21 protein-coding genes are annotated in these 23,554 nt (G+C 44.0%); 15 read left to right on the top strand and 6 right to left on the bottom strand.

The window, feature by feature from the left end; all coding sequences use genetic code 11:
• The gene (locus tag ATK78_RS12220; RefSeq protein ID WP_133576351.1) at nucleotides 1-726 is read right to left on the bottom strand and encodes a YebC/PmpR family DNA-binding transcriptional regulator; all 726 of its coding nucleotides are present in this window, start codon (nucleotides 724-726) and stop codon (nucleotides 1-3) included.
• A 20-nt stretch (nucleotides 727-746) separates the two neighbouring features.
• Nucleotides 747-1,694 carry an NAD-dependent epimerase/dehydratase family protein gene (locus ATK78_RS12215; RefSeq protein ID WP_133576350.1) on the bottom strand — a complete coding sequence of 316 codons (948 nt, stop codon included), beginning with the start codon at nucleotides 1,692-1,694 and terminating at the stop codon, nucleotides 747-749.
• A 617-nt stretch (nucleotides 1,695-2,311) separates the two neighbouring features.
• Between ATK78_RS12215 and ATK78_RS12210 the strand changes: the two genes are divergently transcribed.
• From ATK78_RS12210 to ATK78_RS12140, 15 genes are all read left to right on the top strand, one after another.
• On the top strand, nucleotides 2,312-2,980 hold the full coding sequence (locus ATK78_RS12210; RefSeq protein WP_133576349.1) for a gluconate 2-dehydrogenase subunit 3 family protein: 669 nt from the start codon (nucleotides 2,312-2,314) through the stop codon (nucleotides 2,978-2,980).
• An 18-nt stretch (nucleotides 2,981-2,998) separates the two neighbouring features.
• Nucleotides 2,999-4,705 carry a GMC oxidoreductase gene (locus ATK78_RS12205; protein WP_133576348.1) on the top strand — a complete coding sequence of 569 codons (1,707 nt, stop codon included), beginning with the start codon at nucleotides 2,999-3,001 and terminating at the stop codon, nucleotides 4,703-4,705.
• A gap of 199 nt (nucleotides 4,706-4,904) precedes the next feature.
• Nucleotides 4,905-6,062, top strand: a complete 1,158-nt coding sequence (locus ATK78_RS12200) for a Gfo/Idh/MocA family protein (protein ID WP_133576347.1) — start codon at nucleotides 4,905-4,907, stop codon at nucleotides 6,060-6,062.
• A 5-nt stretch (nucleotides 6,063-6,067) separates the two neighbouring features.
• On the top strand, nucleotides 6,068-7,120 hold the full coding sequence (locus ATK78_RS12195) for a sugar phosphate isomerase/epimerase family protein (RefSeq protein WP_133576346.1): 1,053 nt from the start codon (nucleotides 6,068-6,070) through the stop codon (nucleotides 7,118-7,120).
• A 63-nt stretch (nucleotides 7,121-7,183) separates the two neighbouring features.
• Nucleotides 7,184-8,641, top strand: coding sequence for a Gfo/Idh/MocA family protein (locus ATK78_RS12190; protein WP_133576345.1), 1,458 nt, complete (start codon nucleotides 7,184-7,186; stop codon nucleotides 8,639-8,641).
• Between the two features lie 30 nt (nucleotides 8,642-8,671).
• Entirely contained in the window at nucleotides 8,672-9,370 is a 699-nt protein-coding gene (locus tag ATK78_RS12185) for a 3-keto-disaccharide hydrolase (RefSeq protein ID WP_133576344.1), read from the top strand.
• Between the two features lie 29 nt (nucleotides 9,371-9,399).
• Nucleotides 9,400-10,635, top strand: a complete 1,236-nt coding sequence (locus tag ATK78_RS12180) for an MFS transporter (RefSeq protein ID WP_133576343.1) — start codon at nucleotides 9,400-9,402, stop codon at nucleotides 10,633-10,635.
• Nucleotides 10,636-10,637: 2 nt separating this feature from the next.
• Nucleotides 10,638-11,519, top strand: coding sequence for a hydroxypyruvate isomerase family protein (locus ATK78_RS12175; protein ID WP_133576342.1), 882 nt, complete (start codon nucleotides 10,638-10,640; stop codon nucleotides 11,517-11,519).
• 10 nt (nucleotides 11,520-11,529) lie between these two features.
• A complete protein-coding gene (locus tag ATK78_RS12170) occupies nucleotides 11,530-12,408 on the top strand; it encodes a sugar phosphate isomerase/epimerase family protein (protein ID WP_317126206.1) in 879 nt (292 codons plus the stop codon).
• 157 nt (nucleotides 12,409-12,565) lie between these two features.
• The gene (locus tag ATK78_RS12165) at nucleotides 12,566-13,558 is read left to right on the top strand and encodes an aspartate-semialdehyde dehydrogenase (protein ID WP_133576341.1); all 993 of its coding nucleotides are present in this window, start codon (nucleotides 12,566-12,568) and stop codon (nucleotides 13,556-13,558) included.
• Between the two features lie 77 nt (nucleotides 13,559-13,635).
• Nucleotides 13,636-15,042 carry a D-alanyl-D-alanine carboxypeptidase/D-alanyl-D-alanine endopeptidase gene (gene dacB, locus ATK78_RS12160; RefSeq protein WP_133576340.1) on the top strand — a complete coding sequence of 469 codons (1,407 nt, stop codon included), beginning with the start codon at nucleotides 13,636-13,638 and terminating at the stop codon, nucleotides 15,040-15,042.
• 72 nt (nucleotides 15,043-15,114) lie between these two features.
• On the top strand, nucleotides 15,115-17,076 hold the full coding sequence (locus ATK78_RS12155) for a beta-N-acetylhexosaminidase (protein ID WP_243732510.1): 1,962 nt from the start codon (nucleotides 15,115-15,117) through the stop codon (nucleotides 17,074-17,076).
• A complete protein-coding gene (locus ATK78_RS12150; protein ID WP_133576339.1) occupies nucleotides 17,077-17,886 on the top strand; it encodes a tRNA pseudouridine synthase A in 810 nt (269 codons plus the stop codon). It abuts the gene before it with no gap.
• A gap of 85 nt (nucleotides 17,887-17,971) precedes the next feature.
• On the top strand, nucleotides 17,972-18,436 hold the full coding sequence (locus ATK78_RS12145) for a DoxX family protein (protein WP_133576338.1): 465 nt from the start codon (nucleotides 17,972-17,974) through the stop codon (nucleotides 18,434-18,436).
• Nucleotides 18,437-18,494: 58 nt separating this feature from the next.
• Complete coding sequence (locus ATK78_RS12140) at nucleotides 18,495-20,225, top strand: M28 family peptidase (protein WP_133576337.1); 1,731 nt, start codon at nucleotides 18,495-18,497, stop codon at nucleotides 20,223-20,225.
• On the opposite strand, the gene ATK78_RS12135 is transcribed toward ATK78_RS12140, so the two are convergent.
• The 4 genes from ATK78_RS12135 to ATK78_RS12120 are packed head-to-tail and all read right to left on the bottom strand — an operon-like array spanning nucleotide 20,217 to nucleotide 23,468.
• Nucleotides 20,217-20,714, bottom strand: coding sequence for a shikimate kinase (locus tag ATK78_RS12135; RefSeq protein ID WP_133576336.1), 498 nt, complete (start codon nucleotides 20,712-20,714; stop codon nucleotides 20,217-20,219). The genes ATK78_RS12140 and ATK78_RS12135 overlap by 9 nt on opposite strands.
• A gap of 2 nt (nucleotides 20,715-20,716) precedes the next feature.
• Nucleotides 20,717-21,772, bottom strand: a complete 1,056-nt coding sequence (locus ATK78_RS12130) for an ABC transporter permease (RefSeq protein WP_133576335.1) — start codon at nucleotides 21,770-21,772, stop codon at nucleotides 20,717-20,719.
• A gap of 2 nt (nucleotides 21,773-21,774) precedes the next feature.
• On the bottom strand, nucleotides 21,775-22,926 hold the full coding sequence (locus ATK78_RS12125; protein ID WP_208112348.1) for a BT_3928 family protein: 1,152 nt from the start codon (nucleotides 22,924-22,926) through the stop codon (nucleotides 21,775-21,777).
• Nucleotides 22,926-23,468, bottom strand: coding sequence for a DUF1599 domain-containing protein (locus ATK78_RS12120; protein ID WP_133576333.1), 543 nt, complete (start codon nucleotides 23,466-23,468; stop codon nucleotides 22,926-22,928). The genes ATK78_RS12125 and ATK78_RS12120 overlap by 1 nt, the downstream gene beginning before the upstream one ends.
• Nucleotides 23,469-23,554 lie beyond the last annotated feature (86 nt).

Here is a 23,554-nt window from a genome sequence, read left to right as displayed (position 1 = left end):
TTAGTCGGCCATATTGTGATAAACGGCCTGAACATCATCGTCCTCTTCCAGTTTATCAATAAGTTTAAACACATCAACAGCCTGTTCTTCTGTGATTGGGGTAGTAGACAAGGAGATGCGCTCCAGCTTAGCACTTTTCATTTCAACACCCAGATCTTCCAGTGCTTTCTGCATTTTTCCAAAGTCTTCAAACGCAGTCTGTACAACCGCAATGTCATTACCTTCTTCGTCTGCTTCCAGATACAATTCTTCAAGTCCGGCGTCGATCAGTTCAAATTCCAGTTCTTCCAGGTCTTTCTCAGCCGGCAGGAACCTAAAAATAGATTTGCGGTTAAATATAAAATCAAGGGACCCGGTTTTGCCCAATGTTCCACCCGTTTTATTAAAATAGCTGCGTACATTGGCAACGGTTCTGTTGGTATTGTCAGTAGCAGTCTCAATCAGGATGGCCACACCATGCTGGGCGTATCCTTCATAAACGTGCTCTTCATATCCGTTCTCATCTTTGTTAGACGCTCTTTTAATGGCCGCATCTACGCGGTCCTTCGGCATATTTACGGCCTTGGAGTTTTGTATTGCGGTACGTAAACGGGAGTTGGTATCGGGATTCGGTCCATTGTCCTTCACCGCCATTACAATCTCCTTCCCTATCCGGGTAAATTGTACGGCCATTTTGGCCCAACGTTTAAATTTTCTTTCTTTTCGGAACTCAAATGCTCTTCCCATAAGGATATAATTTATAACACTTATTTATTTTGTAAATTCTTCAACATATCGTCAGTCATCTTCGCAAGATCAAACTCAGGTTTCCATCCCCAGTCCTTAACGGCATAACTATCGTCAATAGATCTTGGCCAGCTGTTGGCTATGGCCTGGCGCGGATCATTTTCTGTGTAAGTTAATTTAAATTCCGGAATATATTTACGGATCTCAGCGGCCAGGATCTCCGGGGTAAAGCTTACACCGGTAAAGTTATAGCTGGAACGGATAGAGATCTTACTGGCTTCAGCATCCATCAGTTCAATGGTTCCGCGAATGGCATCGTCCATATACATCATTGGCAATTCTGTAGCTGCATTTAAAAATGAAGCATAGCTGCCTGATTTTAAGGCTTCATGGAAAATGTGTATCGCATAATCCGTTGTTCCACCACCAGGGGCAGCTTTCCAGCTAATCAATCCCGGATAACGGATACTTCTAACATCCAATCCAAATTTCTGATTGTAGTACTCACACCAGCGTTCACCGGCAAGCTTACTGATTCCATAGACCGTATTCGGATCCATCACACAAAACTGAGGTGTATGGTCTTTCGGAGAATTTGGACCGAAAACGGCAATAGAGCTTGGCCAGTATACCTTTGCCGTTTTATAAGTAATAGCAAGATCAAGAATGTTCAGCAATCCGTTCATGTTCAGATCCCAGGCAAGTTTCGGGTTCTGCTCACCTGTTGCCGATAATAAAGCGGCAAGTAAATAAACCTGTGTTGGTTTATACTTCTGAAAGATAGCGTTTAAGATGTCTTTTTCAAGAACATTTACAAATTCAAAAGGGCCAGAGTTTTTGATATCATAATCAGGTCTGCGGATATCACAAGCGACAACATTGTCTTCGCCATAAGTTTTTCGTAAAGCTGTTACCAGTTCTGTGCCGATCTGACCATTTGAACCTAATACTATTATTTTTTCAGTCATGTATTTTTTGAATTTGCGCAAAGTTAAAAAAATGAAACAAACCTGTTAAAAAAGTTTTCAGCTATTGAGATCAAAAAAACACAGACTATATTATAGAAAAATACAGACCAATTATAAAAAAACCGGCAATGTGGGGCATTGCCGGTAAAACTTTAAAGTACACTAAAATCTATAGTGGCATTAGTATGTCCAATAAACCAGATCATTCATGAACAATAATTAAAGTTATGAAAAAAATTGTTTAATCCCGCGTTACCTGCTGCAAGTTGATGAATCTATTGATCAAAATTTAAATCCATCCCTAAAGACATAAAAAGGCCAGGACCGGATCACATGCCTCTGAGCAGGATGTGTTTAAAACCGGCCCGGATCCAGGCACTACCCAAAGTATGGATTATTAAAAAAAGCATAGATTATTTGAAAAAAGAACGTCTTTAGCCAGCAAACCCTCTGCTAAAGTGCCCCTGATTGTATTAGAACAGCACAAAGTAACAAAAGCATTATACTTTTACATTAATTGTGTAATCCAGACACTAACTATATATTTTTTCTTATTATTACAAATATCAAATATTAAACACACTTAGGACATTCCTAAAGAACCAAAACAGCCTAATATGGACAGAAGAGCAGCAGTGAAGAATATGGCCTTTTTAATGGGAGGCGCATTATCTGCAACTACGATCGGAGTATTCCTCGATAGTTGCAATTCACCATCTACACCAGCCAGCGGTAGCTTATTCACAGAAAATCAGCTTTTACTGATTACCGGGGTTGCAGACCTGATTATCCCAACTACAAGTACCCCTGGAGCAAAAGCCGCAGGAGTAGGACCTTTTATCGCGTTAATGATCAAAGATTGTTATCCTGCAGATGCACAAAAAGCCTTTGTAAAGGGATTGGAAGATCTGGAAAAGCAATCAAAGGATAAATTCAGCAAAGCTTTTCTTGAACTTTCCCCTGATCAGCACAAGCAGATCATGGATGAACTGCGGGAAAAAACCCTCGCTGATCTAAAAGTAGAGAATGATGACCTGGAACGCAAACGTGTAGAGCAGGAAAACGACATCAGCAAGAAATCTGAAAAAGACGGCCTTGCCAATTCCATGTCTCCAAAAGCACCGAAACAAACCCTTCCAAGGTTCTTTCCGATCATACGGGACTTAACCATCCTGGGGTACTTTACCTCAGAAATCGGTGCCACAAAAGCCATGGCTTTTGTGGAGATCCCAGGCCGTTACGACGGTTGCACAGACTTGAAACCAGGTCAAAAAGTTTGGTCATAAACCTTCTATTCAATTAAAATGAGCAATTTAAATACGAAAGCGGTAGCTAATAATACCTACGATGCTATTGTTGTAGGATCAGGAATAAGCGGCGGATGGGCTGCAAAAGAATTAACAGAAAAAGGACTCAAAGTTTTATTGCTTGAAAGAGGAAGAAACATTGAACATTTAAAAGATTATACCACGGCCATGAAAAAGCCATGGGAGTTTGAACACAGGGGCAAAATCACGGAAGCCCAGAAAGCAACCCACCCCGTTCAAATCAGGGACTATCCGTATACTGAATTTAACGAAAGCTTTTGGGTAGACGATAAAGAGTGCCCATATACCGAGGTAAAGCGTTTTGACTGGTACCGGGGTTTTCATGTAGGTGGTAAGTCACTCATGTGGGGCCGCCAGAGTTACCGGTTCAGCGACCTTAATTTTGAAGACAATGCAAAAGATGGCCATGGTGTAGACTGGCCAATTCGTTATAAGGACCTTTCAGCATGGTACGATTACGTAGAGAAGTTTGCCGGGATTAGCGGTCAGGCTGAAAACTGGCCGGCATTGCCAGACGGACAGTTCTTACCACCCATGGATATGAACTGTGTAGAGAAAGATGTTAAAAAGCGCATTGAGGATAAATGGAAAAAGGAACGGATCATGACCATTGGCCGCGTAGCCAATCTAACCGTTCCCCATGGTGGCAGGGGCCAGTGCCAATACCGGAACCTCTGCAGCAGAGGCTGTCCTTTTGGCGCCTATTTCAGTACGCAATCATCTACCCTTCCCGCTGCCGTGGCTACAGGAAACTTAACCCTTCGTCCGTATTCACTGGTTAATACGATCATTTATGATAAAGAGACCCAAAAAGCAAAAGGTGTAGTGGTGATTGATTCGGAGACTAAGGAAAGTATCGAGTACTATGCAAAGATCGTATTCGTAAACGGATCTACATTGGGTTCTACCTTCCTGTTGTTAAACTCTACATCGGAAGAATTTCCTGATGGATTGGGTAATGGAAGCGGTGAGCTGGGTCATAACCTGATGGACCACCATTTCCGTTGCGGTGCATCCGGAAGAGCAGAAGGTTTTGATGATAAATACACTTATGGTAAACGGGCCAATGGAATTTATGTTCCGAGGTACCAGAATATGGGCAACGATAAAAAACGTGATTATGTAAGGGGTTTCGGCTACCAGGGTGGTGCTAGTCGCGGTAACTGGCATTCTGAAGTTGCCGAGCTTGCTTTTGGCGGCGACTTTAAAGATCTGATGACTGTACCCGGCGCATGGACGATGGGTCTTGGAGGTTTCGGAGAATCCCTGCCATACCATGAAAACCGTGTCTATATTGATAAATCAAAGAAAGACAAATGGGGACAACCTGTACTGGCCATTGATTGTGAGTTTAAGGACAATGAACGGAAAATGCGTATAGATATGATGGATGATGCAGCAGAAATGCTGGAAGCATCAGGCATCAAAGATGTTAAAACGTACGATAACGGATCTATTCCGGGTATGGCAATCCATGAAATGGGAACTGCCCGTATGGGACTGGACCCTAAAACATCTGTACTGAACAAATGGAACCAGATGCATGAAGTTAAGAACGTTTTTGTTACAGACGGTTCCTGCATGACTTCTGCAGCCTGTCAAAATCCATCATTAACCTATATGGCTTTAACAGCCAGGGCATGTGACTTCGCTGTAAAGGAATTAAAAGCAGGTAATCTTTAGATCCAAAAAACTATAATGAGCTTATTAACTAAAAAACAATAGTTGATAAGCTCATTATAGTTTTATACATTTAAAACCTCGAAGGTTTTATGATATATAAAACCACGGAAATAAACGATTAACACACAAATAACAACAGACATCATGAGGATGCGGCAGTATTTTCTGCAGATCATGATGGGATTAAAAAATTTAAAGAATGACCAGAAAGATTAGAATGGGTATGATTGGTGGCGGTAAAGATGCATTTATCGGAGCCGTTCACCGGATTGCAGCAAATATCGACGGACAAGTAGAATTCTGCTGCGGTGCACTTAGCGTAAATCCTGAAGTAGCCAGGGAATCAGGCAAAATGCTGTTCCTTCCTGAAGACAGGACCTACGAAAATTATGAAGACATGATCCGTAAGGAAAGTGAATTGCCTGCTGATCAGCGCATCGACTTTATAACCATTGTTACCCCTAACTTTGCACACTTTGCCCCGGCAATGATGGCCCTTGATCATGGCTTTAACGTGGTCATAGAAAAACCAATCGCCTTGTCTCTTGATGAAGCCAAACAATTACAGCAAAAGGTAGAAGAAACCGGCCTGATCTTATGCTTAACACATACCTACTCCGGCTATCCGATGGTAAAACAAGCCAGGGAGATGGTCAAAGAAGGAAAATTCGGCGCCATTAGAAAGGTAATTGTCGAGTATCCGCAGGGATGGTTGAGCACCCTTACCGAGCGGGAAGGAAATGCTGGTGCTGCATGGCGCACAGATCCATCAAAAAGTGGCAAAAGCGGCTGCATGGGCGATATCGGTACACATGCTGCACAGCTGGCAGAGTACATATCCGGATTAAAGATCACTAAACTTTGTGCCGACCTGAATATTGTGGTTCCGGGAAGAGGATTGGATGACGACGGAAACGTGTTGCTGAAATTCGATAACGGTTCAAACGGTGTATTGATCGCCTCGCAGATTGCCGCAGGTGAAGAGAATGCCTTAAAAATTAAAATATACGGAGAAAAAGGCGGCTTGGAATGGCACCAGATGGAGCCAAATACCTTGCTGGTTAAATGGCTAGATGCCCCTGCACAGGTTTACCGTGCCGGACAGGCTTACCTATCCGACCTGGCAAAGCACAACACCCGTGTACCGGGAGGCCATCCGGAAGGATACCTTGAAGCATTTGCAAACATCTACCGTAACTTTACCTCCACAGTATCTGCTAAAATTGAAGGTACCACCCCTACCGAAGCCATGCTTGATTTTCCAAGAGTGGAAGATGGTGTTCGTGGAATGGCTTTTATTGAAAACGTAGTGGCTTCAAGCCAGTCGGATCAGAAATGGTTTGATTTTAACCTATAATCAGCATGACAACAATTAAAGGACCCGCAGTTTTTTTAGCCCAATTTATTGGAGACGAAGCCCCGTTTAATTCACTGGATGCCATTTGCGAATGGGCTGCAGGCCTGGGTTTCAAAGGAATCCAGATGCCTACATTAGACAACAGGTTCATTGACCTGCAAAAGGCTGCTGAAAGCAAGACCTATGCCGATGAGCTAACCGGAAAAGTGAGATCTTACGGATTAGAGATCACTGAATTGTCTACCCACTTACAAGGCCAGCTGGTTGCCGTTAACCCGGCATATGACCTGGCTTTTGACGCTTTTGCCCCGGATCAGTACAAGAACAATCCAAAGGCAAGAACAGAATGGGCCGTTCAGCAATTGAAATATGCCGCTAAGGCATCCCAGAACCTGGGCTTAAATGCACACGCTACATTTAGCGGATCATTATTATGGCACATGTTCCATCCCTGGCCGCAGCGTCCGGAGGGACTGGTAGACGCAGGCTTTACGGAACTTGCTAAACGGTGGATGCCGATATTGAATGAATTTGATGCCTGCGGCGTAGACGTTTGTTATGAGATCCATCCCGGCGAAGACCTGTTTGACGGCATCACTTATGAGATGTTCCTTGAAAAAGTGAACAACCATCCGCGTGCATGCTTATTATATGATCCATCACATTTTGTATTGCAGCAACTGGATTACATCCAGTATATTGATTTTTACCACGAACGCATCAAAGCCTTCCATGTTAAAGATTCAGAGTTTAACCCAACCGGCAGGCAGGGAACCTTTGGTGGTTACCAGAGCTGGGCAAACCGTGCCGGCAGATACCGTTCTCCGGGTGATGGCCAGGTAGATTTTAAGACCATTTTCAGCAAGCTTGCCCAATACGATTTTCAGGGATGGGCAGTAATGGAATGGGAATGCTGCATTAAGGATGCACAGGTTGGTGCCCGTGAAGGTGCAGAATTTATCAAAAAGAACATCATTGAAGTAACCTCAAAGGCATTTGATGACTTTGCCGCTTCTGGCGGAGATGACGACTTTAACAATAAGATCTTAGGATTATAATTAGAACCAGCAATATAACATACCGCTTAAAAAACAAACAATCACCTAACCACAAATTAAGCCATGGAAGAACTAAAAAAAGATCAGGATCCGACCTCAAGACGTAGTTTTTTAAAGACCACTGCCATTGCAGCCACTGCATTTATGATCGTTCCCCGGCATGTGCTGGGTGGTAAAGGATTTTTAGCCCCGAGTGACCGTCTGATCGTTGCCGGAATTGGCGCCGGCGGAAAAGGCCAGTCCGACATTAAGGCTTTTGCCGACTCCGGAAAAGCAGACATTGCCTATCTGTGCGATGTTCATGATTCCAGGGCAGCTGCCAGTGTAAAGGCATTCCCTAAAGCTAAATATTACAGGGACTGGCGTGAATTATTTGATAAAGAATCAAAGAATTTCGATGCGGTTTCCATTTCTACCCCGGATCATAACCATGCGGTACAGACCCTTGCGGCCATGCAGCTTGGCAAACACGTATACGTACAAAAGCCATTAACCCACGATATTTATGAAGCAAGGGCTTTAACAGCTGCTGCGAAAAAGTACAAGGTGGTTACCCAAATGGGAAACCAGGGTGCATCGAATGATGGGCCAAGACAGATGAAAGAATGGTACGATGCCGGATTGATTGGTGATGTACATACCGTTTATGCATGGACAGACCGTCCGGTATGGCCTCAGGGTATTCCATGGTCTGCCAATAAGGCCCAGGTTCCTGCTGATCTGGATTGGGACCTGTGGCTGGGTACTGCTCCATATAAGGACTATGTAAACAAACTGGTTCCATTTAACTGGCGCGGATGGTGGGATTATGGTACCGGCGCACTTGGCGATATGGGCTGTCACCTATTGGAGGCTCCGTTTAGTGTATTAAACTTAAAATATGCGTCAGAAGTACAGGCCAGCGTTGGCTCTGTCTATGTTGACGAATTTAAAAGAGGATACTTTCCGGACAGCTGTCCGCCATCAAGCCATGTAACCCTAAAATTCCCTAAAACCAATAAGACCAAGGGAGATGTAATCGTACACTGGATGGACGGTGGTATACAACCGGAGCGTCCGGAAGAGCTGGCTGCGAATGAAACCTTTGGCGACGGCGGAAACGGAACGCTGTTTATCGGCACCAAAGGTAAAATGATGGCCAGCACCTACAGTGCAAATCCCCGCTTATTGCCATTGAGCAAAAATAAAGACATCAAAGTACCTGAAAAATTTGCACGTGTACCGAAGGGTGCGGACGGACATTACAAACAATGGGTAGAAGCTGCAATTGCCGGTTACGGTAAACATGAGGTAAGCTCACCGTTTGAAATTGCAGGCCCGTTAACTGAAGCCCTTTTAATGGCCAACCTGGCCATCAGAGGTGTGGATGTACAGCGCAAGGCTGCAGATGGTAAGATCAGTTACCCTGGACGTAACCTGAAGTTACTATGGGATAATGACGCCATGAAAGTTACCAACCTTGATGAAGTAAACCAGTTCGTAAAACGTGAATACCGTAAAGGGTGGACATTAGGCGTATAACCTTAAAACAACACACATTAACACATAAACATGAAACAATACCTTTTCGCTGCGCTGATCGTAACCACAATTATGAGCTGCAGCAGCACAAAAAACCAGTCGGGCACTACTAAAGGCTTTACGAAATTATCTGACGGAAAAACAACAACCGGCTGGCACACTTACGGCAAAACTACTGCCGGTAATAAATGGAAAGTAGAAGATGGTGCCTTTCACCTGGACCCTACAGTAACCGGAGACGGCGGAGGCGACCTGGTAACGGATAAGGAATATACCAATTTTCATTTTAAGGCAGACTGGAAAGCATCTGCAAAGGCAAATAGCGGGATTATTTTCCTGGTACATGAAGATAAAGCTAAATATGGTGCAACATACAGCACTGGTTTAGAAATGCAGGTAATTGACAATGACGGGCACCCGGATGCTAAGTTCACCAAGCACAGAGCAGGTGATCTTTATGACATCATTAAAAGCAGTTCTGAAGTTGCAAAACCACTGGGCGAATGGAATACCGCAGAGATCATCGTAAAAAACGGCAACCTTGAATTGAAGCTAAACGGCGTTAGTATTGTAACCACCACCCTTTGGGATGAGAACTGGAAAAGCCTTTTAAACCAAAGCAAGTTTGCGAAATGGAATGGCTTTGCTACCTATAAAACTGGAAAGATTGCATTACAGGACCATGGCGATGAGGTTTGGTTCCGTAACATTATGATTAAAGAATTGTAATTATTAACTTTAAAATAAACCAACCAAATATGAATATAAATAACCGCATTAAACTCTCTGTCATGATGTTCCTGGAATTTTTTATCTGGGGATCATGGTTTGTAACACTGGGAACATTCCTGGATAAAAATCTTTCCGCAACAGGCTCTCAGTCTGCCGCCGTATTTTCCACCCAATCCTGGGGAGCAATCATTGCCCCTTTCATTATTGGTTTAATTGCAGACCGTTTCTTTAATGCAGAAAAGATCCTGGGTGTGCTGCACCTGATCGGTGCGCTTTTAATGTACCAAATGTATACCGCTACAGACGTATCTGTATTTTACCCATACGTGCTGGGCTATATGATTGTATTTATGCCAACACTTGCCCTGGTCAACTCGGTATCCTTTAACCAGATGAAAGATCCTGAAAAGGAATTCGCCAACATCCGGATCTTTGGAACAATCGGATGGATCGCTGCCGGCTTATTGATCAGTTATGTATTTATCTGGGATTCTCCGGAAGCGTTGTCATCAGGACTATTGAAAAACACGTTCTTAATGGGCGGTGCTGTTTCATTGGCTTTGGGCTTATTCAGTTTTACACTTCCTAAAACCCCGCCAAAAGGGGCAACAGGTGAAAAAGTTAAAATTGGTGAGATCCTGGGTCTGGATGCCTTAAAATTATTGAAGGACAAAAACTTTGCGGTATTCTTTGTATCAGCGATCCTGATCTGTATCCCGCTTGCTTTTTATTACCAAAACGCGCACCCTTTCCTATCCAGCATTGGTGTAGAAGAACCGACAGGTAAAATGGCCATCGGACAGGTATCTGAAGCATTGTTCCTGTTACTGATCCCGTTCTTCTTTAAGAAATACGGCTTCAAAAAAACCATCCTCGTGGGTATGCTTGCCTGGTCGGTAAGATACCTGCTGTTTGCATATGGCAACGCAGGTGAATTGAGCTTCATGATCATTATTGGTATCGCTTTACACGGGATCTGCTATGACTTCTTCTTTGTATCCGGACAAATTTATACCAACAGCAAAGCTGGTGATAAGTATAAGAGTGCGGCACAGGGCCTGATCACACTGGCTACCTATGGTGTGGGTATGCTAATTGGTTTTGAAGTTGCAGGATGGATTACAGATACCTATAAAACGGCAGACGGTGCCATAGACTGGAAAATGACCTGGATAATTCCTGCCTGCATTGCAGCAGTAGTATTCCTGATCTTTACCGTATTCTTTACAGACAAAAAAACTGAACAAGTAGATCCGGCATAACCATGGAAAAAGGACAAAGCAGAAGAACTGCACTGAAAAATATCGTTACCGGAACTGCCGCTTTAGGCGTTTCGGCAACCTTACCAGCCTTTGCATTATCAGATTATAAATCTGATGCATTGAAAGGCAACATCAACCATTCGGTTTGCCGCTGGTGTTTTGGAGGAGTAGACCTGGATACCCTGTGTATCGAGGCCAAGAAGATCGGGATCAAGGCGATTGACCTTGTTGGGCCTAACGACTGGCCTACTTTAAAAAAACATGGACTGGATTCTTCGCTTTGTAATGGCGCCGAGATCAATCTGGAAGATGGATGGAACGATACGAAGTTTCATGCCACGTTAATCAAGAACTACTCAGAGATGATCCCTAAAGTTGCAGCAGCAGGCTATAAGCAACTGATCTGCTTTAGCGGCAGTAAGCGTGGTAAAGACAATGAAACCGGCTGGAACAACTGTGTGGAAGGTTTGAAGCAAGTATTACCCATTGCAGAAAAACACAACGTAGTGCTGGTAATGGAGCTTTTAAACAGCAAAGTTAACCACAGGGATTACCAGTGCGACAATACCCCATGGGGCGTAGAATTGTGCAAAAGACTGGGTTCTGAGCACTTTAAACTGCTGTATGACATTTACCACATGCAAATTGATGAGGGTAATGTGATCAGCACCATTAAGAGCAGCTATAAATACATTTCCCATTACCACACCGCTGGTGTACCGGGAAGAGCCGAAATAGACGATACGCAGGAATTATACTACCCGGCTATCGTTAAGGCGATATTGGCTACCGGTTTTAAAGGATACCTTGCGCAGGAATTTATTCCGAAGCAGAAAGATGGTATGAAATCATTAAAAGAAGCGGTACTTATTTGTGACGTATAATAAAAACAGTATGATGAATTCAAGAAGAACATTTATAAAACAGGCCGGCTTAGCCGCTGCGGGAACAATGCTGATTCCATCTTTCGCCTGTACGCCTGCCACTGCTGCAAAAACAGTGGGTTTACAGTTGTATTCCCTTAGGGAACTGCTTCCTAAAGATGTAAAAGGAGTAATTGCACAAGTGGCAAAATCAGGATATAAAGAAGTAGAAACCTATGGATATTCTGCACAGGGCGGTTATTGGGGCCTGGACGCTAAATCTTTTCTAACACTTTTAAAAGATAACGGGCTCAAAGCACCAAGCGGACACTTCGGTATGGACGGATTTATCCGTTCTGGCAATGCCGATGAGATCAAGCCCCTTATTGAAGGAGCAGCAGCTGTGGGCATGGAATATTTTACCTGCCCTTACCTGGATGGTTCGTTAAGAAACAGCCTGGATGATTTCAAGAAGATCTCCGCACGGTTAAATGAAGCTTCGGAATTGTGTAAGAAATCAGGCTTACAACTGGCTTACCACAACCACGACTTCGAATTTAAAAAGTACGGTGAAACAACCGGATATGACATCATGCTTCAGGAGACAGACAAGAACAACGTGAAGTTTGAAATGGATATCTATTGGGTAGTGCGTTCCGGAAATGATCCGGTTGCGTTATTTGACAAACATCCCGGACGTTTTGAAATGTGGCATGTGAAAGACATGGACAAAGCAAACAACGGTCTGAACACTGAAATTGGCAGCGGAACGATCGATTATAAAAAGATCTATAAACACGCCAGGCAGGCCGGGCTTAAACATTTAATTGTTGAGCAGGAAAATTTTGCCATTGATCCTTATGTGAGCATTAAGCAAAGTTTTGACTACGTAAATCGCGAACTGGTTTAAGAAAAATAGATTCTTAACGATAGAGGGAAGTGGTTTACAAAGCCACTTCCCTTTTTTTGTATCCGTATTTCGTGAAATAATTCTCATATTTGAGGGCTTATTAAACATAAACCATTAATAATTAATTAAAAACAAGTAATAAAACAAGTAAAGAATCATGAAAATTGCAGTAGTAGGTGCCACCGGTCTGGTAGGTACCGTAATGTTAAAAGTATTAGAAGAGCGTAACTTCCCGTTGACTGAATTGATCCCTGTAGCCTCTGAAAAGAGTGTTGGTAAGGAAATCACTTTCAAGGGTAAGAAGTTTGCTGTTGTAAATATGGATACGGCAATTGGAATGAGACCCGATATTGCATTATTCTCAGCTGGCGGCAGTACCTCATTAGAAAATGCACCGCGTTTTGCAGAAGCAGGCACCACAGTAATCGACAATTCATCCGCATGGCGTATGGATCCTTCGAAAAAATTGGTTGTTCCTGAAGTAAATGCCCATGAACTATCTATTGACGATAAGATCATTGCCAACCCAAACTGTTCAACCATTCAAATGGTTGTCGCCTTAAAACCACTGCACGACAAATACAGAATTAAACGCGTGGTGGTATCTACGTACCAGTCTGTAACCGGAACTGGTGTTAAAGCCGTAGAGCAGATGATGAACGAGCGTAAAGGAATTATGGACGGCCCAATGGCATACGCCTACCCGATCGACTTAAATGTAATCCCTCAGATTGATGTATTCACTGAAAACGGATATACCAAAGAGGAAATGAAGATGATCCTGGAAACCCGTAAGATCATGGGCGATGACAGCATTAAAGTTACGGCTACAACCGTTCGGATCCCTGTAATGGGTGGTCACTCTGAGTCGGTAAACATTGAATTTGAAAGTGAATTTGATGTGGCTGAAGTGCGTGATATCCTGTCCAGGACACCCGGAATCATCGTTGTTGATGATATCGCAAACCTGAAATATCCAATGCCTATTGATGCTCATGAGAAAGATGAAGTGTTCGTTGGCCGCATCAGACGTGACGAATCCTTACCAAACACCCTGAATATGTGGATCGTAGCAGACAACCTTCGCAAAGGTGCTGCAACCAACGCTGTTCAGATCGCGGAATACCTGGTAAGAAATGAATTGATCTAAAATTTGTCAATTAATACACAAACGTGATGTAGGAATGGCTTTAACTGCTATTTTTACATCACGTTTTTTATTGATATATGGTAAAAAGACTTTCCCTGCTTGCATTACTGCTCATCCAGGGTGTTGTGTATGCACAAACACCGGTACAAAGACTTGAACAGGCCTATCAGGCCCTAATGGCAGATCCGCAAACTAAATATGCGATCACCTCTGTGTGTGTGCTCGATGCAAACACAGGCACCTTACTCTTTGGCAGAAACCAGAATGTTGGTCTTTCTACTGCATCTACGTTAAAGACCATCACCTCAGCTACCGCATTCAGCTTGCTGGGAAAGGATTTCAGATACGAAACTGCGCTTGCCTACACGGGCAATATCCAGGCGGACGGATTGCTTAAGGGAGACCTCGTCATTGTTGGCGGCGGCGACCCTACCCTGGGATCCTGGAGGTATGCACAAAGTAAAGAAGGAACGATACTGACCCAATGGGTTAAAGCAATTAAAGAGGCCGGGATCAGAAAGATTGAGGGTCACGTCATTGGTGATGATGGCCTTTGGGGTTCACAAACTACTCCAGATGGCTGGACCTGGCAGGATATGGGCAATTATTATGGGGCTGGTGCATCTGCATTGAGCTGGCGGGAAAACCAGTTTGACATTCATTTAAAGGCTTACCGTGCAGACAGTAAAGTAACCATCCTAAAAACGGTTCCTGAGATGCCCTACCTTACGCTGGTTAACGAGCTAAAACCCGGTGCCGCTGGAAGCGGCGATAATGTATATGCCTATCTGCCTGCACTTGGAACAACAGCTTACCTGAGAGGCACCTGGGCAACGGGCATTGCAAAATCAGGCATTTCAGCGGCACTCCCCGACCCTGCCTTTGATGCCGCATTCCGGTTACAGGATACCTTGCAGCACATTGGCATTCCCGTTTCTGAAGCGCCTGAAACTACCCGGCAGTTAACTGCCGGGCAAAGACCCCTGCCAAAAATAACACAGAAGATCAATACGATCAGCTCGCCATCCTTAACTGAGATCGTGTTCTGGTTTAATAAAAAAAGTGTGAACCTGTATGGGGAGCATCTTTTAAAAACATTGGCCTGGAAGGCAGGTAAAGATGCAACCACTAAAAATGGTGCTGCCACGGTAATCAATTACTGGGCATCCAAAGGGATGGATAAAGCGGCGCTGAACATCATTGATGGAAGCGGACTTTCCCCGGCAACACGCGTAACTACGTTTGCGATGGCCTCTATCCTGTTCCAGGCACAAAAAGAAAGCTGGTTTCCCGTCTTCTATGAATCCCTGCCTGAGAACAACGGTATGAAATTAAAGAGCGGCACCATCGCAGATGTTTCTGCCTATGCGGGTTATTATACCAGCAATGCCGGACAGAAATACATCATTGTGATCAACAGCAACAATTACTCCGGATCGGGGATCAGCAGGAAATTATTCCGGGTACTGGATGCTTTGAAATAAGCATTTCCACAGATATTGCTATATTTTTAATAAATTGCGGTCATATCCTATAGAGAACAACAACCGTATTTTATGAAAAGATTCTTTTCTTTGTTATGCCTTAGTATACTGTGCGCTCCCGTTTTTAGTCAGGAAATGGCGCCAGACAATTCCCCTGCTCCTGTAACTTCCGGAACGGTGAACCACACTTCGGAAATTGCGATCATTCCTGAACCGGTATCGGTAATTAAAGGTGAAGGCCATTTTGTGCTTCCTTCAAATGTAGTGATCCAGGCCCCGGCCAATATGGAGCTTACCCAAACCGTAGCCTTCCTCCAGGAAAGACTTTCTGTACCTACGGGCAGTTTTGTATCCAACGTAAGCACCACAACAGCCAGGGCTACGATAAAACTCATTCTAAATGATAAAGCAAATGCACTTTTAGGAAAGGAAGGATACCAGCTGTCCGTCAATCCAAATGCGATTACCATCCGTGCCAATAAGCCGGCTGGAATATTTTACGGTGTACAAAGCCTGATCCAGTTGTTTCCTAAAGAAATTGAAGGAAAGGAACTGATGGCCGATGTAGACTGGGAAGCACCCTGCGTAGAGATTACGGACTATCCGCGGGTAGGCTGGCGCGGACTGATGTTTGATGTTGCCCGCCATTTCTTTACCAAAGCGGAGATCAAACAATACATTGATGCCATGGTGCGCTATAAATACAACCTGCTGCACCTGCACCTTACCGATGATGAAGGATGGAGAATAGAGATCAAAGGCTTGCCGAAGCTTACAGAAGTAGGTGCCTGGCGGGTAAAAAAGGAGGGTGAATTTGGTAATTTCAGTGTACCTGGAGCCGACGAGCCACGTACCTATGGTGGATTTTATACCCAGGAAGATATTAAAGAGCTGATTGTTTATGCCAAAGAACGGTTTGTAGACATCATGCCGGAAATTGATGTACCCGGACACAGCTTAGCAGCCATTGTTTCCTATCCGGAACTTTCCTGCACACCAGGTGCAGAGAACTACCGTGTACGTTCCGGAGAGCGGATCATGGACTGGTCTAAAGGGGCGCCGCCTATTGCTTTGGTAGACAATACCCTGTGCCCTGCCAATGAAAAGGTATACACTTTTTTAGATACCGTCATTACCCAGGTTGCCAAATTATTCCCTTTTGAATACATTCACATGGGTGGTGATGAAGCACCCATCAACTACTGGATGAAAAATGACAGCATTAAAGCCCTGATGCAGCGCGAAGGACTTAAAACCATGCACCAGGTACAGGGCTATTTTGAAAAAAGGGTACAGAAGATCGTAGAATCCAAGGGCAAGAAATTTATGGGCTGGGACGAGATCCTGGACGGAGAAATGTCGCCAAGTGCAGCAGTGATGAACTGGAGAGGTACAAAATACGGCATTGATGCTACAAAAAAGAAGCATGAGGTGGTCATGAGTCCTTCTGCATATGCCTACCTGGATTACATGCAGGCCGACGTGATCACAGAACCTAAGGTATATGCATCGCTGCGGTTGAGTAAATCATATGAATTTGATCCGGTTCCCGCTGGTGCCGATCCGAAGTACATTAAAGGCGGGCAGGCCAACCTGTGGACCGAACAGGTATACAACATCCGCCAGGTAGAATATATGGTATGGCCCCGCGGTATGGCCATTGCAGAATCGGTCTGGTCGCCGGCAGAAAAGAAACACTGGCCAGGTTTCTTCAGCAAAGTGGAGCAGCATTTTAAAAGGCTGGACATTGCTGAAACCAGATATGCACCCAGTGTCTATGATCCTATATTCAAGGTAAGCAGGTCTGCAGACCGCCAGCTGATGATTGATCTGAGCACAGAAGTTGAAGGGCTGGACATCTATTACAGCTTCGATAACTCTTTCCCCGATCACTTCTATCCTAAATATACCGAAAAGATTACCCCGCCAAAAGACGCGGCCACACTTAAAGTCATTACTTATAGGGGTAAAACCCCGGTTGGCAGAATGATGGTCATGCCAATTGACGAGTTGAACAAGCGTGCAGGAAAATAAGTGAGATACTTTGTACACATAGGCTATAACGGATTGCATTACAAAGGCTGGCAGCGCCAGGCCGGTGTTTTTAATGTGCAGGGTGTTCTGGAACATGCCTTAACACAGATCCTTAAAACCCCGGTATCCATTATTGGATGCGGGCGTACCGATGCACATGTGCATGCCAGCCAGTTCTTTTTCCACATGGATATTGAAGAACCCTGGGATTTCGACCTCATGTTCCGCTTAAACAAACTCCTGCCGGGCAACATCGCTATTTTTGATATTTTACCGATGGATGCACAGCAGCATGCCCGTTTTGATGCTGTACTGCGTGCCTACGATTATTTTATACACACGTATAAAGATCCTTTCTTAAACGGACTTAGTTCCTATTACCTACTGGACGGACTAGATCTTGACCGTATGAAGCAGGCCGCCGCTTTACTACCGGACTATAAAAACTACCGCGCATTCTGTACCCACCCGGACAAATACGAGCATACCATTTGCAACGTCATGTCTGCATCGCTTTCTACAGATGCCAGCGGAGATAAATTAAGATTTCAGATCACTTCAAACCGCTTTCTGGGTAAAATGATCCGGATCATCATGGGGCAGCTGCTCAAAATTGGCAAAGGCATATTGAGCGTGGATGAATTTGAAAGTTATCTGATTGAGAACAGGACACCGCTATTGATCACGCCGGCACACCCACAGGGACTGTACCTGTCTAAAGTTACCTATCCATACTTAAACCTGCCCCCAAGAACAGAATTCTCTTCCATCCTGCAAAAGCAGGCAGACGAATACTGGAGCACACTATAAAATCCTGACTGGCAACATATTGCTATTGATAGTCATAATATATATCCGTAGCTTTAAGTAACCAATTATAAACAGGAGGTATAAAATGACCGTTATTCAAAAAATTGAGCATTGGGGCGATGTACACCATGCCAAATGGCTCGACATTATCCGCATCGTACTGGGCGTACTGATCTTTAGCAAAGGCATTGCTATTGTAAGCAACACAGCCGGACTTCAGGATCTTTTGCTGCAAAATAATGTATTTGGCTTTTCAGGAATGATGTCAAGCGTTGCCATCCACATCATTGGCTTTGTGCATTTAGTTGGGGGTATACTGATCACTATTGGCCTGGTAACCCGTTTTGCGGTAGTGATCCAGATTCCGATCGTATTATCAGCAGTACTCTTTGTGAACCTTTCCCGTGGATTTTCAGTCCTCAATTCAGAGCTTTGGCTGTCTGTGATCGTTTTACTGTTACTGGTTCTTTTCTGGATCGTTGGTTCCGGCCCCTACTCTGCCGATCAGGCCTTAAAGAAGAAATCTAAATTGAATTCGGGAGTTTCTTAGTATCTTGTTGCTAAATACCTGCTGACAGTTCCAGGCTGTCAGTATTTAATTTAAGCGAATGAGAAGACTACTTTTTGCAGGACTACTATTACTCTCCTGCCCTGCCTTTGCCCAGGATCCAACAGCTGATTATTTTAAGCTTACGCGGAAGGAATTTGACAAGAGCAACGCATTGAGCACCACTGCGTTTGTTGAGCAGCGCTGGAGGTTACCCGGAAATAAAGGGTTTAATGAAAGCATCTACTACGTAGAAGGTCTGCTTAAAAAAGCAGGGTATGTGCCGGAGCAGAAAGATGAAGCGGAAGCACCGCTAACTTACCGCATTGAAAAACGGCCGATGAAGGCCAATGCCTGGGACCCTATAAATGCATCGGTAACCATAGCTGGAGAAACAGTACCCTTGCTTGAATTTAAGACCAACCGCAATATGCTGGCCATTGGTTCCGTATCAACACCCTCTGGTGGTATAACGGCTGAAGTAGTCTATTTAAATGCAGCAGACATTGGCAAGCTAAATGATCAGGATCTTAAGGGTAAGATCTTATTTTCCGAAACCAGTTCTGCCAGGCTGTTTAACGTAGCCATCAATGCAGGTGCCATTGGCGTGTTGGGCTATGCCATGCCCGCATATACCAAACCCGAGATCCATCAAACTTCCATACAATTCTCTGGCATCAGCAACCGCGATCAGAAAGGCTGGGCAATCAACCTGTCCTACCAGGCCAAAGAACGCCTAAAAGCACTTTTGGGAAACCGCTCAAAAGAGGCCATTGAAAAAGAACCTGTTAAACTTCATATTGACATCTCTGTAAACAGCTATCCTTCAGAAGAGCTGACCATTGTGGCCAATGCCCGGGGAAACACAAAGCCCAGCGAGCGGTTTATATATAGTGCCCACGTTCAGGAACCTGGTGCAAATGACAATGCTACAGGCGTTGGCACCTTAGCCGAAATGGCCCGGGTTACTGCAGAACTGATCAAAGCAGGTAAGCTAAGCCCACAGCGCACACTCACCTTTTTATGGGGAGATGAAATCGTTTCAACGCAGCGGTACATTAAAGAAAACACTGAAAGGGCAAAGGGAATCATCTGCGGGATGAGCCTGGATATGGTTGGAGAGGACACGAAAAAAACAGGTGGTTCATTTCTGATCGAAAAGATGCCGGATCCTTCGGCCATATGGACCAGGGGCACGGACAAGCACTCCGAATGGGGTGCAGGAAATGTGACAGAGAAAGACCTGTTTCCGCATTACTACAACGATCTGGTGATGAACATTTGTAACAGCCAGGGTAAATATGCAAACTGGACGGTAAACTATAATCCGTTTGAAGGCGGAAGTGACCATACACCATTCCTTCAGAACAAGATACCGGGCTTACTGATGTGGCATTTTACCGATGTATTTTACCATACCGATAATGACCGGCTGGACAAGGTTTCTGCTGAAACAATGCAGAATGTCGGCATCAGTGCTTTAACAACTGCCTATACGCTCGTTAATGCCGATGAGAAAACCGCATTATGGACACTTAATGAAGTAAAGATTGCCGCCTTAAAAAGGTTAAAGACAGAGTTTGAACTGAGCAAAGCAGTTATTGCATCCGGTAAACCGGCAGATGAAGAAAAGAAGATCATCAGCACCTGGGGCAAGTATTATACCGAAGCACTGGCAACCACTTCGAAGATCCCGGTAAAGGCAGAGACTACCCGGGTAGGATCAGCAATTAAAGTGGCGGTGCTGGAAATAGAAAAACAGACCAACCTGTATTTGGAAGCTTTAAAATAATTGATTGAGCAGCTGCTCGGGGTTCAGATTAATACCGCTTACCGTTAAAAACGCACACTTGTAATATGGCTCCCGTTCTTCCAGCTTGCTCTTTATATAGCTGATCAGTTCTTTTTCATCCAGATCTTTGAGCAGCGGACGTTTATCTTTGCCATTCTCCAGTCTTTTGGCTAAAGCAGCAGGAGGAAGCTGAATATAGATGGTGATCCCCTTCCGGTTGATGAACTCCATGTTGTCATAATAACAGGGGGCACCACCTCCTGTGGCAACAATACAATTTTGAGGGTAATCAAACTCTTTGATCACTTTACTTTCCATCTTGCGGAAAGCATCTTCACCTTCAGCAGCGAAATAATTTCCAACAGAGGTACCAACTGCTTTTTCAAGCTGATGATCCAGATCAATAAAGGTATATCCAAGCTTTATGGCTAATTTCTTGCCCAATGTGCTTTTACCACACCCCATAAATCCAACTAAAAATATTTTCATGGTTACGCTAGTTTTACCCTTGGATCAACAAAGGCATATAATACATCTACTAAGATGTTGATAATTACAAAAACAAAGGCTATAAACAGAATAGAACCCATTACAACCGGAAAATCCGACATTTCCAATGCCGTTACCGTGGTACGTCCCAATCCATTATAGCCGAAAATATATTCTACAAAGAAAGAGCCTGCAAGTAAAGAAGCGAACCAGCCTGAGATGGCTGTAATTACAGGATTGAGCGCATTCCGTAACGCATGCTTGTAAATGATTGCATTTCGTCCCAATCCTTTCGCCCTTGCTGTGCGGATATAATCCTGGGCCAGCACATCCAGCATCGCACTTCTGGTCAGCTGAACAATGATGGCCAGCGGCCTTAACCCCAGGGTAACCATCGGCAGCCAAAGGTTTTTCCAGGTCATGATCTCTCCCTTAAAAGGATCATAACTATATAAACTGCCAGACATATTCAGCCCGGTATATTCACTCAGCACAAAGCCAAACAGCCAGGCAATGATAATACCTGCAAAAAAAGAAGGTGCAGAGATGCCAAGTATGGCAAATGCGTTTGCGGCCTTATCAATCCAGGTATCCTTATGCACAGCGGATAAAACCCCAAGAAAGACACCAATGAGGGTTGCAAAAATCATTGCGGTTAATGCCAGGATAAAGGTATTCGGCACAGTTTCCGTAAGGATGGTTGTTACATCCCGTTTTGTTTGATACGAGCGCCGCAGATATGGCCATTTAACAACCAGCACATCAGAATCAAAATGGATCAGTTTAAGGTAATGGTATTTTTCTTCAGCCTCCGGATTGTCTTCATGAAATCCAATTGGGGAAAGATCATTCAGGTATAAAAAAAACTGCACAGGTCTGGATCTGTCCAGCCCAAATTCTTTGCGTACGGCTTCCAGCGACTGCACATCGGAACGTTGGCCGAGGGTCATTCTTGCCGGATCACCGGGCAATACATTAAATAAGACGAATACAACGACCACCACACCTGCCATTACAGCAAATCCATAGATGAATTTTTTGATGGCGTAGCTGATCATGATTACTTTGCGAAGTATTTTTTAGACAATTCCCCGAAAGAAGGAACTGCATTGTAATGCCATTTATCAATGACCACCCCATTCTTCAAAAGCATTACGCCCGGATTTGCCCTGACCATACTTTTTAAAGGAACTGCATCCGCATAGAAAATCTCTGTAAACAACTTCATCTTTTTACTAAAGGCATCTGCATCCTGCGCAGAGTTTGAGGTTAATAATACAGACCTGATGTTAAACTGTTCCGTCGCATTCAATGCCAGGGCATTTATCTTAGCGATTGCATCTTCATCTGTATCATTTAAATTATATGCTACAATGATCAGGTTATAATAGGGGTTTTCGATTAGTTCTTTGGTGTAATCTGTTCCGGAAGCATCGCTAATCATCAGATCTTTGATCTTAGGCTGATAACCGGCCTTGATCAGTTTGCTTTCTGGTGTACCGACAATCTCCCAGTTCTCATCCTTCCAGATCTCTGTTTTCAGGTAATCCTTATCGCTCATCACCTTTTTCTCACCAGTGGCCTTATTGGTCAGGTTGTACATGATCTGGTATTCATCAGGTATGGCGCCTGCCGGGATCTTCATCAGTTCAGGCAAGTTGGCACCCACTTTATAGGGCAGGAAATCGAGAATAGGCAATCTGCTGTAGGTAAACTGGCTAAAGAGCAGAGAAAATGCAAGCACTGCAGAGAACAGGCCGCTTTGCCATCCCGGATGATTGGTTATCGGCTTAATGCTGTCCTTATTTTTAAAGAGAAAGACGATCAGGGCAAGTAAAATTAAGTCCTTAGAGAAGGATTGCCAGGGGGTAAGGGGAATGGCATCACCAAAACATCCGCAGGAAGTAACGACTTTAAATGCAGCAGAAACAAAGGTTAAAAACGTAAAGAAGATGATTACAACCAGCAGTCCGGTTGTAACCTGCTTGCGCCAAAAGCCAAACAAGAGCAGGGCCCCCAGTACAATTTCGAATACGCAGAGCAGGATGGCAATACCAGTAGCGATATCAGCTAAAAATGGAATATGAAATACTTCAAAGTATTCCTGCAGTTTATAGCCAAAGCCAAGGGGATCATTCGCTTTGATCAGTCCTGAAAATATAAAGAGGACGCCCACAAAGATCCGGGCGAAGTTTAGTGCTGTTTTTTTCATTATTGTACTCCTAATTTAATCAACGCAAATACGGCATAGTTCAGCATATCCTGATAATTTGCGCTTACCCCTTCAGAGGCCAGGGTATGGCCCAGGTTGTCTTCAATTTGTTTAACCCTAAAGATCTTCATTAAGATCAGATCAGTCAGCGAGCTGATGCGCATATCCCGCCAGGCTTCGCCATAGTCGTGATTCTTGGCAAACATCAGTTCTTTGGTTTCCGTTACTTTTTTATCAAAAAGCAGTTCTACGGTATTCAGTTCCAATTCATTGGGGGCATCAGCATCGAGGTCGAGCTGGATCATTGCAATGATGCAGTAATTGACAATGCCAATATATTCAGAGGTAATGTCCTCTCCTACTTTAGAAACCTTTTTTTCTTCCAGTGTGCGGATGCGCTGTGCTTTAATAAAGATCTGATCCGTAATGGAAGCAGGTCTGAGGATGCGCCATGCCGTACCATAATCATTCGTTTTCTTTAAAAAGAGCGATTTGCAGACCGCTATAACTGAATCGTATTCTTGCGAAGTATTTGTAGCCAAAACAATAAAAATATTTAGTTCAATGGGGTTTGGGTACGCTAAAATCACTTAGTAAAATAATCACACAATTTTATCTAAGTTTGTAC

Origin of the sequence: Pedobacter metabolipauper (assembly GCF_004362715.1) — a bacterium.
Classification (GTDB): domain Bacteria; phylum Bacteroidota; class Bacteroidia; order Sphingobacteriales; family Sphingobacteriaceae; genus Pedobacter; species Pedobacter metabolipauper.
Note: the sequence above shows the minus strand (reverse complement) of the source record. Positions and strands in the feature narration are given on the sequence as shown.